The sequence below is a fragment of the Nocardia sp. NPDC050435 genome, assembly GCF_040655395.1.
Lineage (GTDB): Bacteria > Actinomycetota > Actinomycetes > Mycobacteriales > Mycobacteriaceae > Nocardia.
In genome coordinates this window covers 42847-68492 of sequence record NZ_JBFAJW010000018.1, presented here as the reverse complement: position 1 = coordinate 68492, position 25646 = coordinate 42847, and the positions used below count along the sequence as shown (strand labels likewise).

The 25646-nt window shown below is 63.8% G+C and carries 19 protein-coding genes; 12 read left to right on the top strand and 7 right to left on the bottom strand.

Going from position 1 to position 25646, the window contains the following annotated elements; translation table 11 throughout:
- The first annotated feature begins 113 nt into the window (after window positions 1-113).
- Window positions 114-602: a hypothetical protein gene (locus AB0I43_RS38595; RefSeq protein ID WP_357433756.1), complete on the top strand. Its 489-nt coding sequence runs from the start codon at window positions 114-116 to the stop codon at window positions 600-602.
- A 639-nt stretch (window positions 603-1241) separates the two neighbouring features.
- Here the strand turns inward: AB0I43_RS38595 and AB0I43_RS38590 are convergent.
- The 3 genes from AB0I43_RS38590 to AB0I43_RS38580 all read right to left on the bottom strand — a co-directional run bounded on the left by AB0I43_RS38590 (window position 1242) and on the right by AB0I43_RS38580 (window position 2695).
- Window positions 1242-1457 carry a hypothetical protein gene (locus tag AB0I43_RS38590; protein ID WP_357433755.1) on the bottom strand — a complete coding sequence of 72 codons (216 nt, stop codon included), beginning with the start codon at window positions 1455-1457 and terminating at the stop codon, window positions 1242-1244.
- A 152-nt stretch (window positions 1458-1609) separates the two neighbouring features.
- Window positions 1610-2329: a PAS and ANTAR domain-containing protein gene (locus tag AB0I43_RS38585; RefSeq protein WP_357433753.1), complete on the bottom strand. Its 720-nt coding sequence runs from the start codon at window positions 2327-2329 to the stop codon at window positions 1610-1612.
- 177 nt (window positions 2330-2506) lie between these two features.
- On the bottom strand, window positions 2507-2695 hold the full coding sequence (locus AB0I43_RS38580; protein ID WP_357433751.1) for a hypothetical protein: 189 nt from the start codon (window positions 2693-2695) through the stop codon (window positions 2507-2509).
- 571 nt (window positions 2696-3266) lie between these two features.
- On the opposite strand from AB0I43_RS38580, the gene AB0I43_RS38575 reads away from it, so the two are divergent.
- The 9 genes from AB0I43_RS38575 to AB0I43_RS38535 all read left to right on the top strand — a co-directional run bounded on the left by AB0I43_RS38575 (window position 3267) and on the right by AB0I43_RS38535 (window position 15044).
- Window positions 3267-3455, top strand: coding sequence for a hypothetical protein (locus AB0I43_RS38575; protein WP_357433749.1), 189 nt, complete (start codon window positions 3267-3269; stop codon window positions 3453-3455).
- Between the two features lie 208 nt (window positions 3456-3663).
- A complete protein-coding gene (locus tag AB0I43_RS38570; protein WP_357433747.1) occupies window positions 3664-3909 on the top strand; it encodes an acyl carrier protein in 246 nt (81 codons plus the stop codon).
- An 8-nt stretch (window positions 3910-3917) separates the two neighbouring features.
- Complete coding sequence (locus AB0I43_RS38565) at window positions 3918-5552, top strand: aminotransferase class I/II-fold pyridoxal phosphate-dependent enzyme (RefSeq protein WP_357433745.1); 1635 nt, start codon at window positions 3918-3920, stop codon at window positions 5550-5552.
- Window positions 5549-7084: an amino acid adenylation domain-containing protein gene (locus AB0I43_RS38560; protein WP_357433743.1), complete on the top strand. Its 1536-nt coding sequence runs from the start codon at window positions 5549-5551 to the stop codon at window positions 7082-7084. The genes AB0I43_RS38565 and AB0I43_RS38560 overlap by 4 nt, the downstream gene beginning before the upstream one ends.
- Window positions 7081-8112, top strand: a complete 1032-nt coding sequence (locus AB0I43_RS38555; RefSeq protein ID WP_357433741.1) for a class I SAM-dependent methyltransferase — start codon at window positions 7081-7083, stop codon at window positions 8110-8112. The genes AB0I43_RS38560 and AB0I43_RS38555 overlap by 4 nt, the downstream gene beginning before the upstream one ends.
- On the top strand, window positions 8109-10763 hold the full coding sequence (locus tag AB0I43_RS38550) for a PEP/pyruvate-binding domain-containing protein (RefSeq protein WP_357433739.1): 2655 nt from the start codon (window positions 8109-8111) through the stop codon (window positions 10761-10763). The genes AB0I43_RS38555 and AB0I43_RS38550 overlap by 4 nt, the downstream gene beginning before the upstream one ends.
- Window positions 10764-10803: 40 nt before the next feature.
- Window positions 10804-13572 carry a polyketide synthase gene (locus AB0I43_RS38545; protein WP_357433737.1) on the top strand — a complete coding sequence of 923 codons (2769 nt, stop codon included), beginning with the start codon at window positions 10804-10806 and terminating at the stop codon, window positions 13570-13572.
- A complete protein-coding gene (redW, locus tag AB0I43_RS38540; RefSeq protein ID WP_357433735.1) occupies window positions 13569-14720 on the top strand; it encodes an L-prolyl-[peptidyl-carrier protein] dehydrogenase in 1152 nt (383 codons plus the stop codon). Before AB0I43_RS38545 ends, redW begins: the two co-directional genes overlap by 4 nt.
- A 9-nt stretch (window positions 14721-14729) precedes the next feature.
- Window positions 14730-15044, top strand: a complete 315-nt coding sequence (locus AB0I43_RS38535; protein ID WP_357433733.1) for a hypothetical protein — start codon at window positions 14730-14732, stop codon at window positions 15042-15044.
- Window positions 15045-15156: 112 nt separating this feature from the next.
- On the opposite strand, the gene AB0I43_RS38530 is transcribed toward AB0I43_RS38535, so the two are convergent.
- The 4 genes from AB0I43_RS38530 to AB0I43_RS38515 all read right to left on the bottom strand — a co-directional run bounded on the left by AB0I43_RS38530 (window position 15157) and on the right by AB0I43_RS38515 (window position 22468).
- Complete coding sequence (locus AB0I43_RS38530) at window positions 15157-17601, bottom strand: AAA family ATPase (protein WP_357433732.1); 2445 nt, start codon at window positions 17599-17601, stop codon at window positions 15157-15159.
- 495 nt (window positions 17602-18096) lie between these two features.
- Entirely contained in the window at window positions 18097-20340 is a 2244-nt protein-coding gene (locus AB0I43_RS38525) for an MMPL family transporter (RefSeq protein WP_357433730.1), read from the bottom strand.
- Between the two features lie 70 nt (window positions 20341-20410).
- On the bottom strand, window positions 20411-21520 hold the full coding sequence (locus tag AB0I43_RS38520; RefSeq protein ID WP_357433728.1) for a hypothetical protein: 1110 nt from the start codon (window positions 21518-21520) through the stop codon (window positions 20411-20413).
- Between the two features lie 12 nt (window positions 21521-21532).
- On the bottom strand, window positions 21533-22468 hold the full coding sequence (locus AB0I43_RS38515) for a hypothetical protein (RefSeq protein WP_357433726.1): 936 nt from the start codon (window positions 22466-22468) through the stop codon (window positions 21533-21535).
- A gap of 70 nt (window positions 22469-22538) precedes the next feature.
- On the opposite strand from AB0I43_RS38515, the gene AB0I43_RS38510 reads away from it, so the two are divergent.
- Both AB0I43_RS38510 and AB0I43_RS38505 read left to right on the top strand, forming a co-directional pair.
- Window positions 22539-24584, top strand: coding sequence for an AMP-binding protein (locus AB0I43_RS38510; RefSeq protein WP_357433724.1), 2046 nt, complete (start codon window positions 22539-22541; stop codon window positions 24582-24584).
- Window positions 24581-25624 (top strand): 3-oxoacyl-[acyl-carrier-protein] synthase III C-terminal domain-containing protein, encoded by a 1044-nt coding sequence (locus AB0I43_RS38505; protein WP_357433722.1) that lies wholly within the window; start codon window positions 24581-24583, stop codon window positions 25622-25624. Before AB0I43_RS38510 ends, AB0I43_RS38505 begins: the two co-directional genes overlap by 4 nt.
- The last annotated feature ends 22 nt before the right edge of the window (window positions 25625-25646 follow it).

Here is a 25646-nt window from a genome sequence, read left to right as displayed (position 1 = left end):
ATACGAAACACAGCTACTACCCGATGACAGTAAGGCACCCGAAGTCAAGGTAGTCCACCTGGTGTTCTGCTCCGAATACCGGAGTGGATGAAAGTCTAGTCGCAAGGAGAATCATGTCCACGGATCCCTGGGATCGAGCAGGAGCGCTCTACATCCCCAGTGACTTTGCCGATGTTCCCCCAGTGCCGCCAGGCACCAAGGTCGGTAACGTCCATGAGATGGCCGTCGCTGGCGCGAAGTTCCATGCCAGTACAGCCGAGTTGGCACGCCACCCGGAGAAGCTGCGCGCAGCGGTGGACAAGCTCGTCGAGCACTGGGATCCGCAGGCGTTCGACCGCAAGATCGGGGATGCCGTTCGCACGCGGGTAGAAGAGCAGAAGGCTGCCGGCCGACGCAGCCCTGCAGATGACGACTCTGACCCCCCATCCGGGGAACCGGTACTGGCTGGTGCCTCCTCTGGCGCGCACCCGGACGGGGGCGCGAGCGGAGGAACCCACCTGACCAGCTCTATCGAGACCTCGCGGACCGAGCGTCTGTGGCTTCGTATACGCGCTGCTTTGGGACGAGGGATCTTTGCGCACTCGCCGCGTGTGGCTTCCTAGTAGTGAACGTGACCGCCAGCGCGGCCAAGGCTCTGGCCCCTAGGAGCATGTGCCAGCGCCGGCACTCAGTGGCAGGTGCGCTGCAGGTGTCGCAAGCTGCAGTTCATGGAGGTCTGTGCCTGCGGCATGCCTTTTCGCAGTCTCGTGATGCAGCGATTGCTCTGTATGAGGACTCTCGTCGCTGACTGCTACAGCTTGGTTCTACCTTGGCGGACGCCCTCCGGTGGTCGGCCAATGCCGTGAAGTCCTGCATGGGCGAAGCCCTTGGCCTGGCGTGGCGTCGTTTCCGGTTCACTCAGGGATCGCCCGATTGTGACGGCCGGCCCTTGGGGTGCCAAGTGCGTCACCCAAGGGCAAGGAACCAGCTTCCAGCTAAGACGTGGCTACTTGTGCGCGGCAACAAGCTGGGATAATCGCTGAGCGCTGGTAGGGATTTGGCCCCATCAGCCTGAGGTGGGCACCTGGTCAGTGGCTAACGCTTGTCGACCCAGACCCCGACCGTGGCTAATGCCTCCCGCGCCGAGCGCGCGGACTCGGCGACATCGTCGCCGCCAGCTCGGCACCCGATGACGTTGCGAGCGAGGACTTCGATGCCGGGCCGCTGTTCGCGATCCGGCTTCTCGCCGATCCCGTCTTCGGCTACTGCCCGGTGTGGGAGTCGTCCGGCGATGTCGGCTTGGGTTTGGCTGAGCCGCTGGCCGAGCCGGAGAACAGGTCGGCCAGCGGGCACGGACTGGTGCTCAGATCGAAGCAGCCGATCGGTGTTGCGGCCGGTTCCGGCGCGGCGTGGGCGGTGGCCATCGGGGCCAGCATCAGTGCCCCGCCGACTACCACGCCGGTGAGTGCTCGTTTCATCGAAAATTCCTCCAGCTCTAGCCTTTTCGGGCTGACCAACTGGCTCCGAAAGGGGCAAGATCACGATATTGGGGGGATCGGGGCAGGCCACAGACCCAGGTTCCGACGCCCACGACGCCGGGGGCCACGACGCCCGCACGCGCGACACCAGCTCAGTGCTCAGCAATCGCCGTGCCGGTCTCGGCTCGAGGGATCTGTTCGTGCACGGTCAGCAGCAGATGGTCCAGCACGGTCACCGAAGCGGTGGGTGGTGCCGGGAGCTGGGGCACCGCGGACAGGAATGCCTCGGCGAGCTGGCGCAGTTTGGTGTTGGTTTCCTGGGAACGCCAGATGAGGATCTTGAACGCTTGCTCGGCGCTGATCGCGTACATGTACATGAGCACGCCTTTGGCCTGCTCGATCGTCGCGCGGGCTTCGATGACTTCGGGCATCACGGTGTTGAGGGCGTCGCGTTCGGCGGTGGCGATGGTGTCGCTGAGGTCGATGTAGTAGCCGGCGGTGCCGATCGGGGTTTCGTGCTCGTCGAGGATGGCGTCGGAGACCAGTAGTACCTGGTGCTCGCGGCCGGTGGTGTCGAGGAATCGGTGGCGGCTCGACAGTGGTCGTCCCTCGCGGATGGATACGGCGATGGTTTCGGCGACTTGGTCGCGGTCGTCGGGGTGTTTGTGGGCGAGCAGCAGCGCGGTGGTGGGTTCGACTTCGCCTGGCTGGTAGCCGTGCATCGCGTAGACCTGCGGGGACCATTCCCAGCGGCCGGTGGCGAACCAGAACCGGAAACTGCCGACGCCTTCGGAGTGCAGCGCCTGCGGTGGGCCGGCGTCGGTCCCCAGCTCTGGATGCTGGTTCGGGGGAGGGCCGCTCGATAGTTGCACCCGCCGATTATCCCCTGCCCGCTGCGGATTCCCGATCGCATCGTGGCGGCGTCGCGGCCGACGGTGGCGGGCGGCAGACCGGAAGGGCTGCTTTCTCAACCCCTGGCAGGCATCAGGGGTCTACCCCTCCAGCCAGGATTGATAGTGTTCACCGCCTCGGGGGCCACGAGCATGCCCTCAGGCGGTGCCTCGGCGGTGGCGCCCGCCCGGGCCCGGCACCGAGACCGCGGGCACGGGCGGCAACTCAACAGTGGGCTCGTCGAGGAGCCGGCGCAGGTGCGCGCAGAAGGCGTCGACGCTGTCGTAGCGGGCCAGGATCTCGTTTACGAGCCGGGAAACGCCGATCTCGCTGCACAACCGATCCACGCGTTCTCCTTGCGACGGCGCCGGGGGGCGTGCTGCCGGTGCTGGCGTTGGGTGCCGCCGAGAAGCGAGCAGTGCTTCTCGGCGGCGGTCCCGTATCCGATCAGGAGTCGCTGGCACCTGAACCACCGACTCCAGTAGGAAGTTCGGTGCCGACCGGTCGGCGGATGGGGAAACGCTCGCACCTACCATTTTCCAACCCTGGTATGAAGCCACTTGGTAGAGCTGCGGGAGGTCGCCGGCTTCGTATTCGCAGCGCAGCAACAGCGCCGCGCCACGGGGTGGACGCAGTCGGTGCAGGCGAGGCGGTGGGCGAGCTCGCAGGCCTGGTCCAGGCTGAGTTCGGTCTCGGCAAGTCGGCTGTGGCGTCGACGCGGGCGGCGATGGCCCTCGCGGTGTGGGTGTGGTCGAGGGATGCTCGCAGTTGCAGTTCGGTGGGCCGCGCAGCAGTCTTGCATCGTCCAGCAGGGGCAGGGCGCGGGCGGGCGGAGAGTTCCGCGGCGTCGTCGATATGGACGCTGACTGCGTTTCCCGCAGGGCCCAGGGCCGCACAGGCCGCGGCGACGAGGGTTGCGTGCGCGCGAGTGCCGCCGGTGTCGAGGTAGCCGGTGAGCAGGTCGCGGGCCGCGCAGACTCCGACAGCGGTGTCGGTGAGCAGGTCGTCTACGCGGGCAGGAGCTTCGGCCGTGCGTCGGTGGGCCGGGTGTACATCGGCCTGCGGTCTCACGCGCGACTCGCCGCACCCGGCAATTTCGGGTGCTAAGGACGCGAATAGAACTGGAAGTGGTATGCCCGAACCGATTTCAAGGTCCTCGGTAGCGGCCGGTACCCGGGCAGGTGAGTGAAGTGGAGCGCGCTGTCCAGGTGCAGCGGTGAAGCAGTCGGCCTCGAAGAACATCCGTCGGTCTCAGCGGCCGGGTCAGTGGACATGTCAGTGCTCCCGTCAGGTCGATGCTGCAAGGTGACGTGTTGTGACGGCTACGAATTTCCTTCTCGAACACATAGCGGACGTGTGGCTGCGCGGCGAAGGGGAAGGACTCAGTGCCGATACGCCGTTGCTGGAGCTCAATATCATCTCCTCGGCCGAGGTGTTCGATTTGGTTCATTCCATCCAGGCTAAATTCGGGATCGTAATCCCGTTGCGCGATATTCGGCCAGAGAACTTTCAAACAGTAAGCGCGATAGCGGATCTCATCGAACGCTGCGGGAAGAATTAGAGGCCGAGATGACCGAATTGACAGATCGTCACGCCGCGACGCAAGGGATTGATCGCACCGTGTCCGAGGTGGTTCTCGCGACGACGATGCGTTACACCCAATACCGGCGTGACCAGCTCGACCTCGACGCGGAATTCGAAGGTGATTTGGGCATTGATTCGGTGGTGCTGATTTCGATTATCGACGATGCGGTGAAAGAGCTCGGCCTGTCCAGGCAACTTGCGGCCGCGGTTTCGGTCGCCAACCTGCGCGAGCTCATCAGCGAGCTCGAGAGTCACATACCAACAGGCCCTGGGGCCGAGCGCCTCGCCAGCGACCCGAAACTCGCAGTGGGGGAACGCGACTCGGCCGTACCACGAGGGATTGTGGACTGGGACAGCCGCTCGATGCGTGACTTCATGGACAGTCGGGAGTCCGACCTGTACGCCAATGCGCGGGAGTTCGCTGCACATCGCCGAGACCGTGAGACCGAGCAACTCTACTGGTACGGAATGCCTCTGCAATCGCGGTGCACGAACAGGGCATTGATTCGTGACGAGCTGACCGGGGGCACACGCGAGTACCTGATGTTCGCCTCGAACAACTACCTCGGACTGGCCAACCACCCAGATGTCCTCGACGCCATCTGCACAGCCACCCGAGCCTACGGAGCCACGAACACCGGTTGCCGGATCATCGGTGGCACCAACGAACTACACAAAGAGCTCGAACGCCGCCTGGCAGCATTCAAGGGCCGAGAGGCCTGCATCGTCTATCCAGGTGGCTACGCGGCGAACCTGGGTTGTATCTCCGCCCTGAGCGGCCCACGGGACGCGGTGATCGTCGACAAGCTCAACCATATGAGCATCCTCGACGGGGCCAAGCTGTCGGGTGCGGTCCGAAAGATATACCGCCACAACGATATGGCGGATCTCTCACGCGTTCTGGAACGGAGCGCCGATCAGGTCCGAGGCATGCTGATCGTCACCGACGGCGTGTTCAGCATGCACGGCAACATCTGTGACTTGCCGGAGATCGTGCGGCTGGCCCGTGCACACGGCGCACGGGTGATGGTCGACGACGCGCACGCGACCGGCGTCCTCGGTGCTCGGGGCTCGGGAACCTCCGAGCATTACGGCCTCAAGGGCGAAGTCGATCTGGAACTGGGCACGATGAGCAAGACCCTCGCCGGCATGGGTGGCTTCGTAGTGGGCGACGAAGAGGTCATCGAATACCTGCGCTTCTATTCGAACTCGTATGTGTTCGCCGCAACGATCCCCGCCGGTGTCGCCGCGGGCTTGATCGCCGCCATCGATATCATCGAACGGGAACCCGAGAGAATTGCGTCCCTGTGGGCCAATATTCACCGCCTACGCCAACTCCTCGACGGCGCAGGCTTCGATCTCGAGCACAGCGAAAGCGCGATCATTCCCATCGTGATCGGTGAGGAGCGACGAGCCCTCGAGATGGGGCGCGCGGTGCGGGCGCGTGGACTGTTCTGCCAGACCGTCGTCTTTCCCGGGGTCCCCCTCGGCGACGCACGCCTGCGGATCAGTGTGACCTCCGAACACACACCGGAGGATCTCGACCTCGCAGCCCAGATCTTCATTGAGGCCGGCAACGAAACAGGCGTACTGACCAGCCAGGGAGGCCGCCAACAATGACGGTTGTGCGGGTGGCCTGTCCTTCCTCGGCCGAGCACGCAGACCGTCCCGCCTTGCTCGGCTCCACGACGATCACCTATGGCGAGATCGTGCAGACCGCCGACAGGATGGCCGCCGGACTCCGAACTCTCGGCGCCACGGTGGGGGACCGCGTCGTGATCTGGATGACCAAGAGTGCGGAATATGCGTTGGCGATCATAGGAGTGTTGAACGCAGGATGCGTGTACGTGCCCGTCGATGGCAGCCACCCGCCGGAGCGTGTGCGCTCGATCGTGCACGACACCGAGCCGATCGCGATATTCACCGACCTAAACCATCTCGGCGAGCTCACTGACATCCCGCTGCCGAGTTCGGTGAAAGCGGTGGTGATCGACGCCGAGGATGCCCGCGCGCTGAGCTGGACAGAGTTGCGGGCCCGCGCCGAGCGTGACATGCCCGCACCGGAACCGGCAACACTCACCGCCGATGACCTCGCCGCGATTTTATATACCTCGGGTTCGACCGGCGCGCCCAAGGGCGTGCAGGTCTCGCATCGGAATCTTGCGTCCTTCATCAATTGGGCGCGAGACGAAATGGACGTGGGTCCAGGCGATGTGTTCGCCAATCATGCGTCGTTCAACTTCGATCTGAGCACTTTCGACCTATTCGTGGCTCTCTCGGTCGGTGCCGCGGTGTGGATCGTCGAAGACGAGCAAGCCCGCGATGCCGGCGCGCTGGCAGCAGGTATCCGTGAATACGAAGTCACTGTCTGGTACTCGGTGCCTTCGATCCTCACGATGATGGCCAGCTGCGGGGCACTCACCGTCGAGATCGCCCGAAGTCTGCGCTATGTGCTGTTCGCGGGAGAGGTGTACCCGAAGCCACGGCTCAGGGAACTGCTCGCTCTGCTCGACCCGAAGACCGCAGTCTACAACCTATACGGCCCGACCGAGACCAACGTCTGCACCTACCATCGCCTTACAGCCGCCGACCGCGACGACGAAGGCCCCTTGCCGATCGGCCTGCCGGTCACCGGGGCCACCGTGCACATCGTCGACCCCGACACCCGAACCCCGGCCGATCCACTGGAGGAGGGGGAGTTGGTGATCGAGGGAGACTGTGTGACGCCCGGCTACTGGCGACGCGAGTCCGAAGCTGCGGCGGCACACCACGCCCGTCACCTCCACTTCACCGGCGACCTGGTCGGCTGGGTGGACGGTCGGCTGACATACCGAGGCCGTAAGGACCGAATGGTGAAGGTGTCCGGCTACCGCATCGAACTGGGGGAGATCGAGTCGGTCGTACTGCGGCACCCGCTGATCGAAGAGGCGGCGGTCATCGTCACCGACGAGGGCGCCGCGGCCAGGATCGCTTTGTTCTACACCGCACGCGAGGACTCGCCACCACCGTCACTGCTCGATCTCAAAAGCCATTGCGCGCGGTATCTGCCGCGCTACATGGTGCCGCGCAGCGCTGCCCGCGTGCCAGCACTGCCACGCAACAGCAACGGCAAGGTCGACTACCGCATTCTGGCAGGAAGGAATCGGCCGTGAAGCTCACGACCCTGGCCAAGGTGGCCACTGACAGCAGTCTCCCGCTGCTGCTGTCTCTAGCACGCAGCTTCGTCACCCCGCTCTATCGTGCGGGATTCTTGACCGGCGCCCTCAACAGCGGTGTGCTGCAACATCTCTCGGCAACCGGCATGGACCTCGACACCCTGGCGGACGCACTCGCGATCACCGAGGATCGGCACCTGTTGCGTGCCTGGCTCGACCTGGGCGTGCGGCTGGGCGAACTCTCGATCGATACCGGAACCTACCGCCTCAAGAGTCGCACGGCCAAGGCATTGGCCCGACCGAAGAACGATAGCGTCGCGGCCGCTCTCGAGGAAGTCGTCCGCTTTCACCTGCCGGTTCTGCTCAATGGCCCCGCCATGCTTCGCCACGGCGATCGTCTGAGCATGACAGACCAAGACGGCACCGTCATTGCCCGCTCCAGCCGGGTGGTAAGCGCGTTTGTGGAGGAAGCGATCGAACGCGTCATTGACCCCGCCGCCGCTCTGCGGCTGCTGGAAATCGGTTGTGGTAGCGGCGAATACATCCGTCACGCCGCCACATTGAATCCACGACTCACCGCGCTCGCCGTCGACTATCAGACGGAGGTGGCCGCAGAGGCGGCCGCGAACATCGCCCGGTGGGGCCTGAGCGACCGTGTCGAAGTCCGGCACGCGGACGTACGCGAACTGGAGCTGGAACCCCAGTTCGATCTGATCGCAATGCACAACAACATCTACTATTTCCCGCTCGAGGAACGAACCAAGCTCCTGGAGCAGGCGCGCTCGTTGCTCGCCCCAGGAGGCCGGCTGCTACTCACGACCTCGTGCCGGGGCGGCAATCTGAGCATGGAGGTATTGAACCTGTGGTTCGAGTTCGCTGATTTCGGAGGACCCCTGCCCGACGCGATCGAACTCGCGGATGGATTGCGCCGCGCCGGATTCGGCACCGTGGATGTGCGCCGCCTGATCCCCGGAGAGCAGTTCTGCGCCTTCGTTGCCAGCAGCCCGCGGGAACACATCGCATGAAAACCTACTCCAAGTCCGCCGGTGATTTGATCAGCGCCCTGGGCGCCGCGAGCCCGCTACCCGCGGAGCTGCTCGGAGGTAAGGCCGCTCGGCTCGACGAGCTGATGCGCGCCGGGCTCCCGGTGCCCCCAGCGTTCTGCTTGACCACCGAGCTGTTCGAACGGTTCGTGCAAGACATCGATCTCGACACTGACGACCCACCAGCGAAAGTGCGAGAGACGATCCTCGCCGCGGAGGTTCCCGCGGAAATCGCCGAAGCGATCACCGCTGCTTACACCCAACTCGGCCGCCCACGCGTCGCGGTCCGGTCCTCTGCCAGCAAGGAGGACTCCGACACGCATTCTTTTGCCGGACAGCACGATACGATCCTCGACATCGCCGGCGAACAAGCCCTGCTGGAAGCCGTGCAAATCTGCTGGGCTTCGCTGTGGTCGGACCGCGCGGTGGCCTACCGTGGCCAAGCCGACACCGGCTCAATCGCCGTTATCGTCCAGCAGATGGTCGACGCCGAGGCCGCCGGTGTGCTGTTCACCCGTGACCCGATCAGCGGTCGTGGCGACCGGTTCGTCATCGACGGCTGCTGGGGCCTGGGCGAAGGCCTGGTATCCGGGCGAGTCACCTCCGACTCCTTCCTTGTCGACCCGCTCAGGCGTGAGGTCATCGAGCAGAACGTCCGCTACAAGGTCACCCGCTGTACCGCCGTCGGATCGGGACAGTCGGAACTGGTGAAGGTGGAGGAGGCGCTCCGCAACCTTCCCTGCTTGAGCAAGGAACAACTGCTCGAGCTAGCCGCCCTCGCCGAGCGGGTCCGCGACCACTACGGCACCGAACAAGACATCGAATGGGCCGTGCGCGACCAGGTGCTCTACCTGTTGCAGACCCGACCGATCACCACCGGCACGCCGGTAACCGCACCGAAGAACCCGTACACCGATCCGCAGGCTCCAACCGTCGAGCAGACCACGTTTTGGTCCCGGATGGACATCGGTGAGATCTTCACCGGCAGCATGACGCCGCTAGGCGTGTCGTTCGCGAAGTACTACCAGCACAACGTCCACGGGGACTGTGTAGCTGGTACGGGCCTGCGCGACCGCGGCCAGATGCCTCTGCACATGGGCTATTTCCAAGGCTACGTCTACCTCAACGTCTCCTACACCGCACACATCCTCAGCCAGAGTCTGGCCACGCGGGATCAACGCCCTTTCGACAAGCGCTTCGCCAGCGAGGAAATCGATCTGGCCGAATACCGCAATCCCTTCGGGGCCTACCCGCTCGGATTGCCGTGGCTGCGGTCCACCCTCTTCTGGATCAAAACCGCCGGCCAGGAGCTCCGTGACGCCAAACGCCGCGCGCAACGAATGACCGACTCACGCCGCTACGAATACGATCGCGCACGCCGGATCGATCTGAGTAATCTCGGACGCCGCGAACTGCACGACGAAATGCGGCGCCGCCTCGGCTACTTCCACGACATGCACGTGGGCTACATGCCGTACTTCCTCAACGCTTTCGGCTGCTACGGAGTCTTGGAACAACTGTGCGCAGCCTGGCTAGGCGACGCCGGGCCGCGAGTACAGAACCACTTCAAAACCCAGATGTCGAACCTGCGGACTGTCGAAGCGGCACGCGAGATCTGGGAGCTCGCCCAAGCCGCACGCAGCCACCCGCAAGCCCTGGCGATCATCCAGACCGGTGCGCCGAGCGATGTGGGAGTGCGACTGCGTGGATGCGAAGCTGGGCAAGCATTTTGGACCGCGCATATGGAACCGTTTCTCCGGGACAATGGGACTCGCGCGCACCAAGAAATGGAGCTGACGCATCCGCGCTGGATCGACGACACGGCCTATGTGTTCCAGATGGTTCGCCGCTATGCCGAGGAAGGATTCTCCATCGAGCATATCCTCGGAACCGCCGAAGACCCCCACGGCGCCGATGCGATGAAAGCGGTCAAGCGGCTCCCGGCAGCCAAACGACGCGCGGTGACCACAGTGCTGTCGCTCTACGAAACCTGCAGTACTCTGCGCGAGACCGCGCGGCTGGCGATGATCACCTCCATCTGGTTGGTCCGCACCGCTGTCTACGAGGTCGGACAGCGGCTGATCCAGGCGGGTGTCCTTCGCTCTGCCGACGAAGTCGCCTACCTCGATTTCGACGACGTCTTGCGGTACCTCGCCGACGATCGCGATCCGCGCGAGATCGTCTCACGCACAAAGCTGGAGCAAGACCGTCGTATCTTCCAGAACTACGCGCGCCTGCCAGCACCACCGCTGAGCATCATCGGCGAATGGGACGTCACCAAATCGGTTCGCCCCTTGCCAGAAGGGACCAGGCTGCCCGGACTCGGCACCAGCCCGGGCCGCGCGGTCGGCCGAGCACGAATCGTCGAGGACTTGGCGTGGCAGGCCGACGAATTCCAGGTCGGCGACATTCTGGTGACCCAGTACACGGATTCTTCGTGGACACCGCTATTCGCGATCGCGGGCGCGATCGTCACCGACATCGGCTCGATGCTCTCGCACAGCTCGATCGTCTCGCGCGAGTTCCGCGTTCCCGCCGTGGTCAACACCAAACACGCCACACGGTTGATCAAGACCGGCGATCTGCTCATGGTGGACGGGGACCGCGGTGTCGTCGAGGTGATCGAGGGGTGAGCGGTCCGAGGTCGAGCCGTCGCGGTGATGCGGAGCGCCGATGAGGGAACCTATCGCTATCGTCGGAATGGCGTGCCTGTACCCCAAGGCCCGCGGGCTGGACGCGTTCTGGGAGCGGCTGAGCAACCCGGAGCCCGCGCGTGAGGGCGCCTCCGATCTCAGCGATGTCGAAATCGACCTCGCCCAGTTCGGCATTCCGCCGGCGCAGCGCGGCTCGATGGCACGGATGCAACTGCTGATGCTGGAAGTCGCCCGCCAGTGCCTGGTCGACGCTGGGCACCCTGGGCGTCCACTTCGGGCAGAGCGAACCGACGTCGTCGTCGGGGTGTGTTTCGGCTTGGACCGTCAATACGCAAACGCCCTGCGTGTCGCTGGTGCCGGGTATGGACGCGAGGTCGAACGAGCCGCGGCACAGGACCCAGACGAGCGGGTCCGCACCTCGGCGGAAGCTCTGCGTCGGGAACTGAGAGAAAGCCTCACCTCGCGCCTGGGTGCCGCGGCGCACGACCGAGTTGGGGAGATGGCGAGCAGCATCCCCGCCCGGATCGCGTCGGCGTTTCGCTTCCGCGGGCGAACCCTCGCCATGGAATCAGCGGACGCCACCTCCTTCGTCGCTTTGGAACACGCTTTGCACAGCCTGCGCAGTGGAACCACCGACACCGTATTGCTGATCACCGGGCAAGGCCGGGACGGCGAATTCGCCGCGCAGGGCCTGACCGCCAAGGGCGTGGATCCCGGCGCGCCACTGTCGGAGGGCATCACGGCGATCCTGCTGAAACGGCGCCGAGCGGCGCTGAGCGACGGAGACCGTATCTACGCTTCAATCCTCGCGGGCGCACTGTGCCATGAGCCGCGCCCTGGAGCGTTCCGCTACTCCACCAACGTCGCAGAGCGCCTCCGCATCGCCAAGGAATGCCACGACGCCGCGGGGGTACATCCTGCGGCTCTGCGTTACGTGGAAAGGGTCGGTCCAGCCAGCCATGGCGTGACCGAGGCCGAAAGCCGTTCGTTGCAGCACTTGTTCGGCGACAGCGCGGCGGCTCCCCCACAGACATTCAGCACCGCGAGCGATCGGTTCGGTCCCACATTCGCCAACGCCGGACTTGCCAGTGTGGCCTGCGCGGCTCTCACGCTGCACCATGGCGTCCTGCCGCCTTCCGCGCAGAAGTCGCCGAGACCGCAGTGTCACTCCGAGGGGCGGTCCCCGCGATGCGACCAGCCAGCAGACGCTGCCGAGGTTTCATCCCCATCTCGCAGCGGTGGGGCAACTCCGCCCGCTGAACCGGAACCGGCAAGCAGGTACGCCGCGATCTGCGGCTCCGCACTCGGAGGCACCTTCAGCTATCTGCTCTTGGCACGCGAAGACGCCTCGGACCATCTGCGGCAGCACGCCGAGCAACCCAGCTCCGTGGAGCCGATCGCGATTGTAGGAATCGGCGGCACCTTTGCAGGCGCCCCCGAGGCCGCAATGCTCTGGCAGACCATCGAATCCGGCAGGACCGGGCTGGACCTGCTACCCGAGAGCATCTTGGATCGAGATCTCTACTTCGCGCCTGGCACGCTCACGCTGACACACAGCTACTGCCAGGTAGGCGGCTCAGTCCCGGTGCCGCAGCGGCCGCCCACCGCTCTCGACATCACGCCACACAGGTACCGGGCCATGGATCCCGCGCAACGGCTTGCACTCTCGGTGGCCGACGAACTGTTGAACAGCTACCCGCACCGAAGCGCACTGCGCGGCCGCCGCGGGCTCGTCGCCATGGGAACCACGCTCTGCCTCACCAGCGAGCGCAACCACGTCGTTGCACGCTCGACCGAAGGATACGAGGCCGCCCTCACCGCGACGCAGACGTGGACAAGGCTGCCGGCACAAGGACGAGCCCGCATCCTCGACCGAGTACGAAAGGCCCATCCCACCTCAGCCGCACCATTGTCGCCCGCCGACCTGGATGGCAGCTTGGCCAGCGGGATCGCTGCGCTGATCGCCAACGAATATCAGCTCGAGGCGGTCCCGGTGGCAGTCGAAGCCGCATGCGCCTCCACGCTGGCGACAATCGATGTGGCGTTGGCGTCGCTTCGTGCCGGCTCCAGCGACTTCGCCATCGTCGGCGGTATCGAATTCGCCTGCAACCCGCGCGATCTCGTGCTCTGCTCGGCTCTCGGGCTGCTCTCGCACACCGTGATCACTCCGTTCGACGCAGCGGCCGACGGATTCAGCCCAGGTGACGGCTGCGCGATGTTCTTGCTCAAACGTTTGTCCGACGCTCGCCGCGACGGCGATGCGATCGCGGGCCTGATCCGCAGCATAGGCGCCTCCAACGACGCGAGGTCACTTATCGCACCCGACGTGGCAGGACAGGTGCTGGCGATGCAACGAGCCTTCGACGCCGTCGATTTCGACCCGGACGAGGTGGACTATCTCGAGGCACACGGCACCGGTACACGCGTGGGCGACCGCGTCGAAACCGAAGCCGCAGCGACGGTGTACGGCGGGTACGAGCGCGCCAGCCCATTGGTGATCGGCTCGGTCAAAGCGGTCGTAGGCCACACCTTCTCCGCCGCCGGTGGCGCCGGCCTCCTCCAAGCGATCCAGGCGATGCAGGCCAAAACCTATCCCCCCAACGCGAGTTTGCGCGCCCCGAACCCGAGCCTGGCGCTGTCGGCCATCCCCGCCGTCCTGCCGACGACGCCTCAACCGTGGCCAACTACAGCAGGACGCCCGCGCCGCGCAGGCGTGAGCTCTTTCGGCACCGGTGGAATCAACTATCACCTGCTCCTCGAGGAGTATCCACTGGAGGCCAGCCGATGAATTCCGAACTCGCACCCGACGTCGAGGCGATGTGCGAAGCGGTGCGGGGTCTTGCGCGTCGCGACTTCTGCGGGCCCGAGACCTTCGAGCCGCAGGACTTCCGCCGACGATGGCAGCTGGCTGGCAGGCAGGGACTTCTTGGTGTGACGGTCCCTCGCGAATACGGGGGCAGCGGTCTGGATGCGGTCGCGGCCGTGGCCTTGATGGAGGCGCTCGGGGCAGGCTGCACCGACACCGGGTTCGCGTTCTCCGCGGCCGCCCACCTGTTCGCCTGCCTGATGCCGATCGTGGAGTTCGGCACATCCCAGCAGCGCCAGCGGTGGCTGCCGAACCTGACCGACGGGAGAATGATTGCCGCGCACGCCATTACCGAGGCAGAAGCGGGCTCCGACATCTTCAATATGTCCACCAGAGCGGTGCGCGACGGCGAACACTATGTGCTCGACGGGTCGAAGGTGTTCACGACAAACGCTCCCGTAGCGGATGTGTTTCTTGTCCAGGCGATCACACGCCCAGGTGGCGGCTTCTTCGGTGTAACCGCATTTCTGGTCGAAGCCACAACGCCGGGAGTGCGAGTGGGGAAACCATACGAGAAGATCGGTCTTCGCGGATCTCCCACGGCCGAAGTACATTTCGACCAGTGCCGAGTCCCGGCCGACTGTGTGCTCGGAGGAGAAGGCGCCGGGGCCACCGTTTTCACGGGCTCGATGAAGTGGGAACGCACCTGCTTGTTCGGTATCTACCTCGGAGGAATGCGCCGAGTACTCGACAGCACGGTCGCATACGCGAGCGACCGAGAGCAATTCGGCACACCTATCGGACAATTCCAGGCGGTCAGCCACCGCATCGTGGACATGCTCACCAGACTGGAAGCCTGCTCGTTACTGCTGGGCAAGGCGGCTCGTGAGCTCGCGGCCGGCGGCGACTGCGAGGTTTCCGCAGGTATCGCGAAAATCGCGGTGAGCGAAGCCGCGGTCCAGCTCGGAATGGACGCGATCCAGCTGCGCGGTGCCTTGGGCGTCACCGGCGGTGACGCCGAGACCCTGCTCCGCGACGCGCTACCTGCGCGAATATTCTCCGGTACCAACGAAATACAGAAGAACAATGTCGCGCGCGCCCTGGGACTGGGACGCAAACGAACCCACTGAAGGAGACTCGTGGACATCATCGTCCATCTCGTATGCCTGCACCCTGACACCGACGCCGGTGAGTTCGAGACCTGGGTCCGCGAGGTCGACTACCGGACCTGTCCGAAGCTTCCTAGCGTGCACAGTTTCTCGGTCCAGCGAACCGAAAGACCCGGACATTACTTCGAAATCATCCAGGTTACCAGCACCGCAGACTTCGAGAACGACATGCAGACCGCCGAATTCAAAGGCTTGGCAGCCGCATTCGACGCAATGGCACGCGTCACCAACGGGTACGCAGGAGAGCGACTCGAACCGGGCTACACCCGTGTACAAAGCGGCTGAGCTGTCACGGACAGCAAGACCACCACACCGCGGAGAAGGCTCCTGTCGAGCAAGATCTCTCTCGGTCGATCCAGAGTCTCCGAACACCGGCATCCGAGTCGGCACCAGCTGGCTAACGGCTGTCGGAGGCCGTGGCGGCTTCGTCCAGATGTTGTACGGTCCCCGCGACCGCTGCGGCCCGAATCGCCTGATAGGCAAGTCCGTCGATCGCCTTGGTCAGTGCAGGATAGTCAGCGATGAGACTACGTGGCTCGGACCCGAGATCGAAGGTGTGGTACCACCTGCGCATCTCAGCGCGAACGTCCTCCGCCTCGCGACTTGCATCGAGCTGGCTACCGATTTCCTCGATGAGCGCCACGACATCTTCCTTCCGTGCCTGTCCGTGACGAGTTCGGGTGAAGTCGCGTTTGACGCGTTTGATTCTGCTCGATATCTTCTCCACCGCCTCGGCTCGCTCAGCAGCGCGTTGCTTCAAAGCGATCTGTGACAGCAGGATCGTGAAGTTTTTTTGCGCGATCTCCAGGTCAGCCGGCTCGACTCCCGAAACATCGTGTGCTCCAGTCAGGACATCGATCGTAGCGCGGGCAAATGCGACCTTGTCGAGATGAAACGATTCGCGGCCGGTCTTTTCGGCGATACGATTCTGAAGGTATTTCAGTGTTCCCTTGTTGGCGGACGAAGGAGTCTTGGTGGCAGCACCGTCGTCGGACTCGACCGTAGGGTAGATAGACCCGGGAGTTAATTCCAGCGCCACGGGGTCGATGTCCGGTACGAATTCGCGGCAGTAAATCCTTGCGGCCGACAGCGCCACGGCGAACGGAACCAAATCTTCGATGCCGGCGATACCGAGCGGGTTATCGGTTTCTAGCCCTGTCAGTGGCGTCCGGTTCAGTTGCAGCACGAGTTCGGGATCGATCAGCTTGTTACCGTAGGCTCCTCCGGATGCCAGGTCTTTCATCGCGGCATCTCCGGCGCTGTCGTTGTCGACGAGCACGACGACGGGCGGCTTGTCCACGTCGCGTCCGCGGGCCAGATAGACCAGGTACGGGATGTGTCGCGTACCGCCGGCCGGCACGATAGTGACCCGGTTGAGGTCAACTCGGTCACGATCGGCCACGCCTCGCGTCTTCAACCACCGAGAGACACCTGCGATCAGCACCTGATCGGAGGGGCCTTCGACGATGAGATTGCAGTTGCCGATGAAGGTCGTCTCCGCGACGAAGCTGCCAAAAGCCGACCGCAGTGGCTCGTAGTGATTGGCCGCGGCGCTGTTCACCACCCGTGTTCCCTCGTCGTGCTCGCCCTTCTCCAAGACGCGGATGCGATCGGACTCGTTCTTGTCTATCAGAAACGGTGAATGGGTGACGTACACAACCTGAACCGGTATGCGTGCGGGATTCTTCGGACTGGCGAAATCGTCGAAGACGCGCAGAAGATCCTGTTGGCCGGACGAGGACAGAAACCTATCTGGCTCATCCATCAGGAGGATTTCCGGCTGTCCGTCACGGCGCGGCTCGTGGGCAAGGTACTGCACAAAATAGCTCAGGAAATACTTGAGCCCGTCGCTGCGCTCGTCGAATCCGTACGTCCGACCAGTTCGATCGCGGATCATGAAGACCAGGTCGAACTCGTAGAGCGATACGAACAGTTCGAACTGAGAGTCTTGTGACCACCAATGCTCGAAATCGAGCGCACGGGCGAGTTCGCCGTTGATCGTGTCGACAATCGAGTTGGCGTAACCGTTCTTGGTGAGAACTGCCGTCTGCAGCTCGACGAACAGCTCACGATTTATGCCAGCGACCTTGAGCAGCAGATCAGCGGCCAACTCGTAGGTTTTGAGTTCATGGTCGGTGGCCTCACGCATCGGATCAAGCAGCTTGGAGATCGCCGGAGCGTTCTGTTGGATGGTCTTGTCATCAGCGAACAACTTCATATTGGCGCGGAGCCCGTCCCAAACCGCGCGCAATACCTCTCGTCGAATTCCAGCGACTGGCTTACCGGATGCCAAGTATTCGAGGGGCACGCTATCGGGCAACGGTACGTCGGCGTCAACTCGAAATGGGGCAGGTACGCCGAGCTTCGTCAGGGAACTGGGAGTCTTGATATGGACACCTTCAGACCACTCGCCTCGCTGGCGAACATAGATGCGGTGCATCGGTGTCTGGTTGACTCGGAATATCGCGACTCGCTCAACCCCGCGCAGGCTCTCGAGGTCTGAGATCGACTCGATCATCTCGACATCGGCGGTGCTGACATCGGTGAACACGGCACCGAACTCAGGCTTGACCAAGAGACTATCGATGCCAAAGAAGCGCGAGTACCGGCAGAAGTCGCTGCGGTCGTAGCCGTCTCCGGTCAGGATCGCCTCGATTGCGCGTAAGACCTGGGACTTTCCAGACTCGTTTGCACCGACGATGGTGGTGATGCCCGGCCGCAGTTTAATCCGAACGAATGGATAATCCCCATGGGCCGTCGAATCCCATGGATCGGCTTTGTAGTCGTCGCTGGACGCACGAATGAAGTCATAGTTCAGCGAGCGATAGAACCGCGTGTACACCGAGTGCAGCCTCACAAGCGAAAACCTCCATCTACGGACCAAGGTGGCAACTGCCCTCCGGTCGCCAGTGAAGTCATGGAGCACCTCCTGACCGGCGCAATCAGCAATCCGGTGCCTGTCGCCAGATGTCAGTTCGCGATACGTTTTTGGGAGCAGCTGAGCTGAATGTAATTGTGGACACTATTTTTTGAGCGGCCTGGACCGAGTTTGAGGAACCAGGGCGCGATATCGCCTGCGGCACAGCATAGCTCACACGTCGTGGACCTTCTCAAAAACCCCCGTTCGATAGTGCTGGGCCATACCTTTGGCGGCAATCGGCGGTGGTCTTACCGCTACGAGCGCCAGGCGCGGCGGCCAAACTTGAGCATGGACCAAGCGGTCGCTCGAGTGAGGCATTGCGTACCGAAGCGGTGCTGTGCACCGCCGACTCGAGCCCAGATTATCGACAGCGCAGAAAGAACGGCCATGAGATCGCCCAGTTCTCAACCGATCCGATTAGTGGCGATCCGAGCTAGATCGGTCACCGCTGACCAACGTTGCCGAGGACGCTTCGGCGGCTGGGGACGGCCGGTGTTCGTCGAGTCGTGGCAAGGCGCGGTCCATCCACGCGGGCAACCACCAGTTCCAGTCGCCGAATAGCTTCATCAGCGCCGGCACCAGCACAAGACGGACAAGTGTTGCATCGATGATGACCGCGACGGCCAGGGCGAAGCCGAATTGCTTGAGCTCGAGCACCTGTGCGGTGACGAAGCTACCGAACACAGCCACCATGATCGCCGCGGCCGCGGTGATCGGACGCGCAGTGTGCTCGACACCGATGGCGATGGAATCGTCGGTCTCATGCCCGTCCTCTCGCGCCTCCTGAATGCGACGAATGAGAAAGACCTCATAGTCCATCGACAGACCGAACAGCAGCACGAAAACTGTGATCGGCAAGTAGACCTGGAGGAACCCGGTGCTCGTGAATCCGAGCAGACCGGCACCGTAGCTCCATTGGAACACCGCCACGGTGAGTCCGATCGCCGCGCCGGTAGCGAGCAGGTTCATCACGACCGCCTTGATCGGCAGCATCACGCTGCGAAAGATCAGTAGCAAGAACACCAGCGACAGGCCCAGCACCAGGGCCAACACCCAGGGCAGTTTGGCCGTCGTCTCATCCGACAGGTCGACGAAGCTGGCGGTGGCCCCGCCGACGAGGACCTGGTCGCCCGTTGCCGGGGCGAGATCGTTGCGAATGTGTTCCACCAAGGCGATAGCCTCGCTGGAATCGATCGGAACCCGCGGCACCACGTTGAGAAGAATGCGGCCCTGGTTCTCCAGGGTTTCGACCTGCGTCACCCGCGGGTCGGCGGAGAGCGCGTGCGCGAGGCGGGTTACTCGCTCGATACCTGCGGGATCGAGGGCGCCGGCTCCCGAGGCGGTGATCACGACTTGTATCGGAGACACCATGCCGGGGGTGAACGAGCGATCGAGCACCTCCTGCGCCGCGGCAGTGGGTCGTCCCGCCAACGATTTCGTTCCCAGGTCGATGCCGTAGGTGAGCCCAGAGACCGGCAGGGCAGCCAGGGTCAGCCCTGCGGCGACAACGAGCGCGAAGCCGACCGGACGCCGGATGACCAGACGCGCCCACCGCGCCCACAGGCCGCCGGCGAGCGTTGCGTCGGAGCGTATGTCGGCCGGCCGCCACCGAGCTGGGAGCTGCCAGCTGTTGACCCGCGGGCCCAATGCGGCCAGAACCGCGGGCAGCAAGGTCAGTGCCGCGGTCACGGTGCAGGCAACCGAGACCAGCACGCCGATCGAAATCTCGCGGAACAGAGGGGATCTCACGATGAAGAACGAACAGACCGAAATAGCGACGACTACCCCGGAAAACAAGATGGTGCGTCCAGAAGTCCGCACTGCCACGCCCACCGCTGCGTCAACGGCGTCTCGATCACGGTCTGTAGGTCCGAGGCGCGCCAATTCCTCGCGGAAGCGGCTGACGATGAACATGGCGTAATCGATGCCGATGCCGGTGCCGATCATCGTCACGATCGTGACCAGAAATGCGTCGAACGTCATCACGAAACTCAGGAGGTAGAGCGCGCCGAAGGTCAGCATCAGGCCGGCGATGGCCAGCAGCAACGGCAGCGCGGCGGCCACGACGGCGGCGAAAGCCAGTACCAGGATCGCCAGGGCGATCGGCAGCCCGATGCCTTCGGCCTGCGAGGCCGCGGCCGTCTCCACGACAGTCAAGTCGTTGGTGATCGGCGAGTACCCGGTCAGGTAGGCGGCGATCTCGTCGCCGGCCGCGTTGTCGATCGCCTGCTGTAAGTCGTGTGCGCGGCGGGGTAGTTGGTCGCTGTCGCCTTCGAGACCGACGACGGCCAGCGCGGCGCGGCCATCGGATGAGATCTGGTTGTTGGCAAGCGGGTCGAACGGGCCGATGACGGTGAGCACACCGGTGGCTGTCCGGGCTGCGCCGAGAACCCGCTCGATCGCGGCACGCTGATCCCCGATGTCTCCCCGCGGGGCGTCGAAGACGATAACGTCCTGCTCGTTGCCCAGGCCCTGGAAGTGCTGCTGGATCAGGTGCGATGCCCGGGTCGACTCGGCGCCGTCCACACCGTAGTTCGGTGCTTTGAGTTTGGCCGACAGCAACGGAAAGGCCAGCCCGCACAGAATGACGACCGCTATCCATGTGCCGATGACCAGTCGTCTGCGGCGCGCCATGCACTCGCCCCAGTTGTTGCGTCTCACGATCGGCCTCCTGACCAGGCGGGCCGGCAGAGCACGACGTGCTTCGCCGGTGGGGATCTGCAGTAAACGGTTACAACTCGCGGAAACACGCGCCTGGAACCCGGCGGGGCGACGGCGGAAATTGCACCGTCGGAAAGCCGAGACGTGCAACGAAGAATGGCGGTGTGTCCAATTCGAACCGAGTAACAAGTTCGGTGCGAAGATGATCGTGTTGAACCACGATGCTGATCGGGTGCAGCACGAGCCCGGCGCGCGTAACGGCTAGCCAGTAGTCACACAGACGTTGCCCGGCATTGATCAGATCTTCGTTCTTTCGGTCGGATTCGGCGAGGCTCAGCATCACAACAACTGGTGCAGTGCGGACGACGCGCGCGAGTCGCCCAGCCAGAAATTGCGGGAACCCGACGAACTTTAAGGCCCGCATTGTGTGCGGCGCCAACGCAGTGCGCCGTAGCATATTCTGCACAGTATTCAATGGGCCGAACAGGTGTGCCAGGGTGAAGCCGTCACCGTGCTCGGCAGCCTCGGCGGCGTTACGGTGGATGAAGGAATACGTTTCCTTCCAAGCGCGTCGGTGCGAGAAATCGTATCCGCCGTACTGCTTCACGAAGTCGGAGAAGCGATCGAGTTCGTCCTCGCGCAGAAGATAGCGTGTCTCGATGGACGTCCCGCTACTTCTCAACACTTGACCGAGTTCCGCCAAGGTTGTCGGCGGTACAGTTACCGGGCGGTAGGGCCCGCGGTTCGTGTGACGAGCAGAAGCCACGTCCTTCAGGTCTGCGAGCGCTTCGGTAGTGTGTGCCCCCCGCCGAAACTCGCTGAGCCGCAGGGGTTCCCAATCGCCAGGCAGAACAGTGGGTAATTCGAGTGCCGGGGTCAGAGACCGTGCTGACCAACCTTGCGCGGCCAGTGTGCGCTTGAAAAGCTGCCAATACAACCCGCAGCTGATCCTCATCTCCGCATCATGGGCTGACAAGGCACTCAGAGCACGGCTGCGGTCGAGAGCCAAGACCACGAACTCGGAGGTGGCCGCACCCCCGGCGACCAGACCAGTGACTCTCGCCACCGCCCATGGCTGGCAGTTGTGGGAGGACGGGCTCGAGGCGGCCACTGTCAGCGCTGTCATGAGGGCTTGCTCGAACGGAATCGGGTCCAGCTGCCCGGATGGTTTCGCGGTCATGCGATTCTCTCCTCACCACACCAAAGCCAGGGAGTAGCCGGCGATTTCGCCTGCCCATGCGCGGGCGGGCAGGGGCATCGCGGCGATTGCGTGTCGCAACTGCGGTCCGGGCCGCCAGCGAAAGCGACCGTCGGATCGCCACGATGTCAGGCTCACCTCCCGCGGGTCGACGCGCAAACCGAAACCGAAATGCTTGAGCACCGCCTCGGTGCAAGCCCAGCGCAGGGCGACGGGCATGGTTTGCATGCCCAAAGTTGTGGCGACTCCCATCGCTTCCTCCAGTGAGGGGGCCAACCTGCGGTTTCGCTCGAGATCTATCCCCACAGGCCCGCTCGTGCAGGCGGCGATCGCGAAATCGTCGGAGTGCGAGATTCCGACCCCGCCCCCGACCTCGACGTAGGGCTTGCCCGCGCACAGGCCGTCACCGACGACGTGCACTGCGATCTCCGTCGGTTCCCGGATCACGCCGATACGCATCCGAAGGAAGGCGCGGACCGCGGATTTCGCAGCCAACCGCCCCGCAAGCCATTCGAGTCGCCGGCGTGACGGCCAGACTGTCGCCATATGAGCGGCCTCCGTGATGGAAAGATTCCGCCCCGTAATTACCGCGAGGTCGTCTGAATCGAATTCACGTAGTCTGTATATCGACACAACGGCGATTGTCAGTCCGCATGCCGAGTGCGTCACGTGCAGCAATTTCGACGGATCGAGGGTCACCGCCATATCCAACGCTGATACCGGTGGCTCGAAGAAGGTGGCGGTGACCGGGCCATAGTCGCGGTTCTTCAGCATTCCGAGGCCCTCCCTGTCGATCGCGCGCCGCGCCTGCTTCGCCATTTTCGCATCACCCGCTGACAGAATGGCTGACAAACTGCTGATTGACGGTTCGCGAAACCAGAAGTGTTGACGCGTCGGCGAATTCGTGGTTAGGGTGAGATCGCTGGCCATTCCCGAAGATTCTCGGCAGGAGATTCTCGGCAGGAATTCGGATTCCCACGCTTCGATGTGTAGAGGTGGCATGAAAACTTTGTCCTCGGAACCAGTTGTCGCAGCGCGCGACTGGGTCGATCTGCTCGCCACCCGGGCGCGCCACAGCAGCGACCGGATCGCTTACAAATTCCTGGACGAGGATGGCCGGGAATCGGCCAGACTGACCTATCAGGAGCTCGATCGTAGGGCGCGGAGTGTCGCGCAAGCACTGGCCGGGAGGTTCAGCAGCGGTGATCGCGTCATATTGCTCTATCCCGCCGGCCTCGACTACATCAGCGCGTTCTTCGGATGCTTGTACGCCCGAGTCATCGCGGTTCCGCTGTTCGAGCCGACACGGGGACGCCTCGAACAGATCGACGCGATCGCTCGGGACTGCGCCGCCGCCGGTGTATTGACCACGCGCGAAACCGCCTCCGCGCTTGATGGCCTCGGCACCGAGCTGTCGTTCGCCGAGCTGCCCCGGATCGCGACCGACGAACTCGCACTCGCTCCCACCGCGGCCTTTGCCGGTCCCGAAGCAACGAGCGTGGCCTACTTGCAGTACACCTCTGGTTCGACCGCGACGCCTAAGGGCGTCGTCATCGATCATGAGATGGCGATCGAACAATGCCGGGAAATGGCTTACGCCTGGGCTGTCGACGAGGACAGCGTCATCACCTCATGGCTGCCACATTTCCACGATTTCGGCCAAGTAACCGGTGTGCTGCTACCGATCTACTCCGGATGCAGCGCTGTTCTCCTGGCGCCTTCCACATTCGTGAAGAACCCGATCCGCTGGCTCGACGCGGTCACCAGATATCGTGGAACACACAGTGGCGCACCGAATTTTGCCTTCGATCTCTGTGTCGACCGCACCACCTCCGAGCAGCGTGCCCAGCTGGACTTGACCAGCTGGCGCGTGGTCAGCAGCGGCGCGGAAGCCGTGCGCAGGACCACCTCGGAGCGGTTCCATGCGGCGTTCTCCTCCTGCGGACTATCGGATACCGCGCTCACCCCCGGCTACGGACTCGCCGAGAGCACGCTGAAAGTGACCTGCGGCCCTCGCGATGAGCCGTACCTAGCTGTACGTTTCGACATGAGCACGCTGGCTGCCGGGAGAGCAGTGCCGACCGAAGACGCCGAGGGTGTGGACCTGGTCGGCCTGGGCCACACTGTCCTGGACACCCAAATAGCCATTGTCGCACCGGAATCCGGGCACAGACTGCCCGAGGGCGATGTCGGGGAGATCTGGGTGAGCGGCCCCTGCGTCGCGCGCGGCTATTGGAACCTGCCGGAAGAGTCCGACTACACCTTCAATGCTCATATCGTGGGAGACACCGCCACCGCCTGGATGCGCACCGGCGACCTCGGTTTCGTCTACGCCGGCCATCTGTTCATCTGCGGTCGTCTGAAGAACGTGATGATCGTCAACGGCCTGAACTACTACCTGGAAGACATCGAGGCGACCGTCGTCGACAGCGACCCGGTCTGGCGCGCCGGCAGCGTCCTGGCCTTCGCCGCGGAGCAGGGGGGGCGCGAGGATCTGGTGCTGATCGCCGAATACCGGCCCAAGAATGGCCATGATCTCGATAGCTTGGCCGCGTCGATCCACGACGTGGTGGCGGTTCGGCACGGCATCGCCCCCGTGACCGTCGTACTGATCGAGCCGGGAACCGTACCGCGGACGACCAGCGGCAAACTTCGCCGACAGCAGTGCATGAGCGACTTCCTGACCGGACGCCTATCCGAAATCCATCGGTGGGCTCACTCGGGGGAGGCCCCGGCGAGCGCCGCCGGCGCCGACCAGGTCCCGCACGCCATGTGGGGGTTGGTGCGGCAAGGCTTGCTCGATCAGATCAATGCCTGGACGGCCGAGTACCACCCGGATGCCCCAGCTCTGGATCTCGAGCGTTCACTGGCCGAACACGGATTCGGATCGGTGGATCAGATCGACCTGCACGAACGGCTGGAGTCCTGGGCAGGTAAACGTTTCGCGGCCGAACTTGTCTGGGATTCCTCGAACGTGGCCGAGATGGTAGGTCAGATCGCCGACGTCCTCGCCCCGACCAACACGATTACAGGGAGTGGACGATGAGATTGCGCGCCGCTGTCGCCGGGCTACCCTCGCGTACGGTCAGTAACGCAGACATCCTCGACATGATCGCGAAGCACAGCGTCAAGGATTTCGACGGCGACCTCGACACCACACTGCGCTCGATCGACGCGTTTCTGCGCTACGCGGGCTCCCAGGACCGGTGCTGGCTCGACGAGGGCGAACGCCCCATCGATCTGTTGAGAGGTGCGGCCAAATCTGCGTTGGCACAGGCCGACATGCGGGCCGAGGAAATCGACCTGCTGGTCTACACGGGGATCGGTCGCGGATTCGTCGAGCCGGGCGGTGCCTACCACTCGGCTGCGGCGATCGGGCTGACCAACGCCCATTGTTTCGACATTCTCGATGCGTGCATGAGCTGGACCCGAGCGGTGCAAGTGACCGAGTCACTACTGCGCAGTGGAGCGTATCGGGCGGCGATGATCGTGAACGCGGAGTTCAGCCTCCGTGACGGCGGTGCCGTAGTCCCGCATCTGTTCCGGCTTCCCCACGCGGCGGCGCTGGAATCTCGATTCCCTGCCTACACACTGGGAGAAGGGGCGACCGCCACGATTCTGACCGCCGAGGCCCATGAGCCATGGGAGTTCCACTTCGCCTCACGACCAGATCTAGCCCCGCTGTGCAACGTGCCCCTGGAGGGCTACGACGGATTTTGCGATCCGTCCGACAAGCTGGCCGCCAACGGGATCGGCTACTTCACCTCCTTCGGCTTCGAGATGCACGAAACGGGTCTGCCCGACGCCTACGCAGTCTTCGACCGGCTGGAGATCGACACCGAAAAGGTCACGGCGTTGTTCACTCACGCCTCCAGCAAGCGCTATTGGCAGATGATGGCCGATCACGTGGGGCTAGGAGCCGCGATCCATCACGTCTATCACCGGACCGGCAATATCGTGTCCGCTTCGGTGCCCGCGGCGATAGCCTCGGCCGTCGAACAGGGCGCCCTGCAACGGGGTGACCGTGCCGTGGGCTGGGTCGGCAGCGCCGGAATGTCCTTCGCCGCATTCTCCTTCGTCTTCTGACGACCAAGCCCGACAGGTAGGA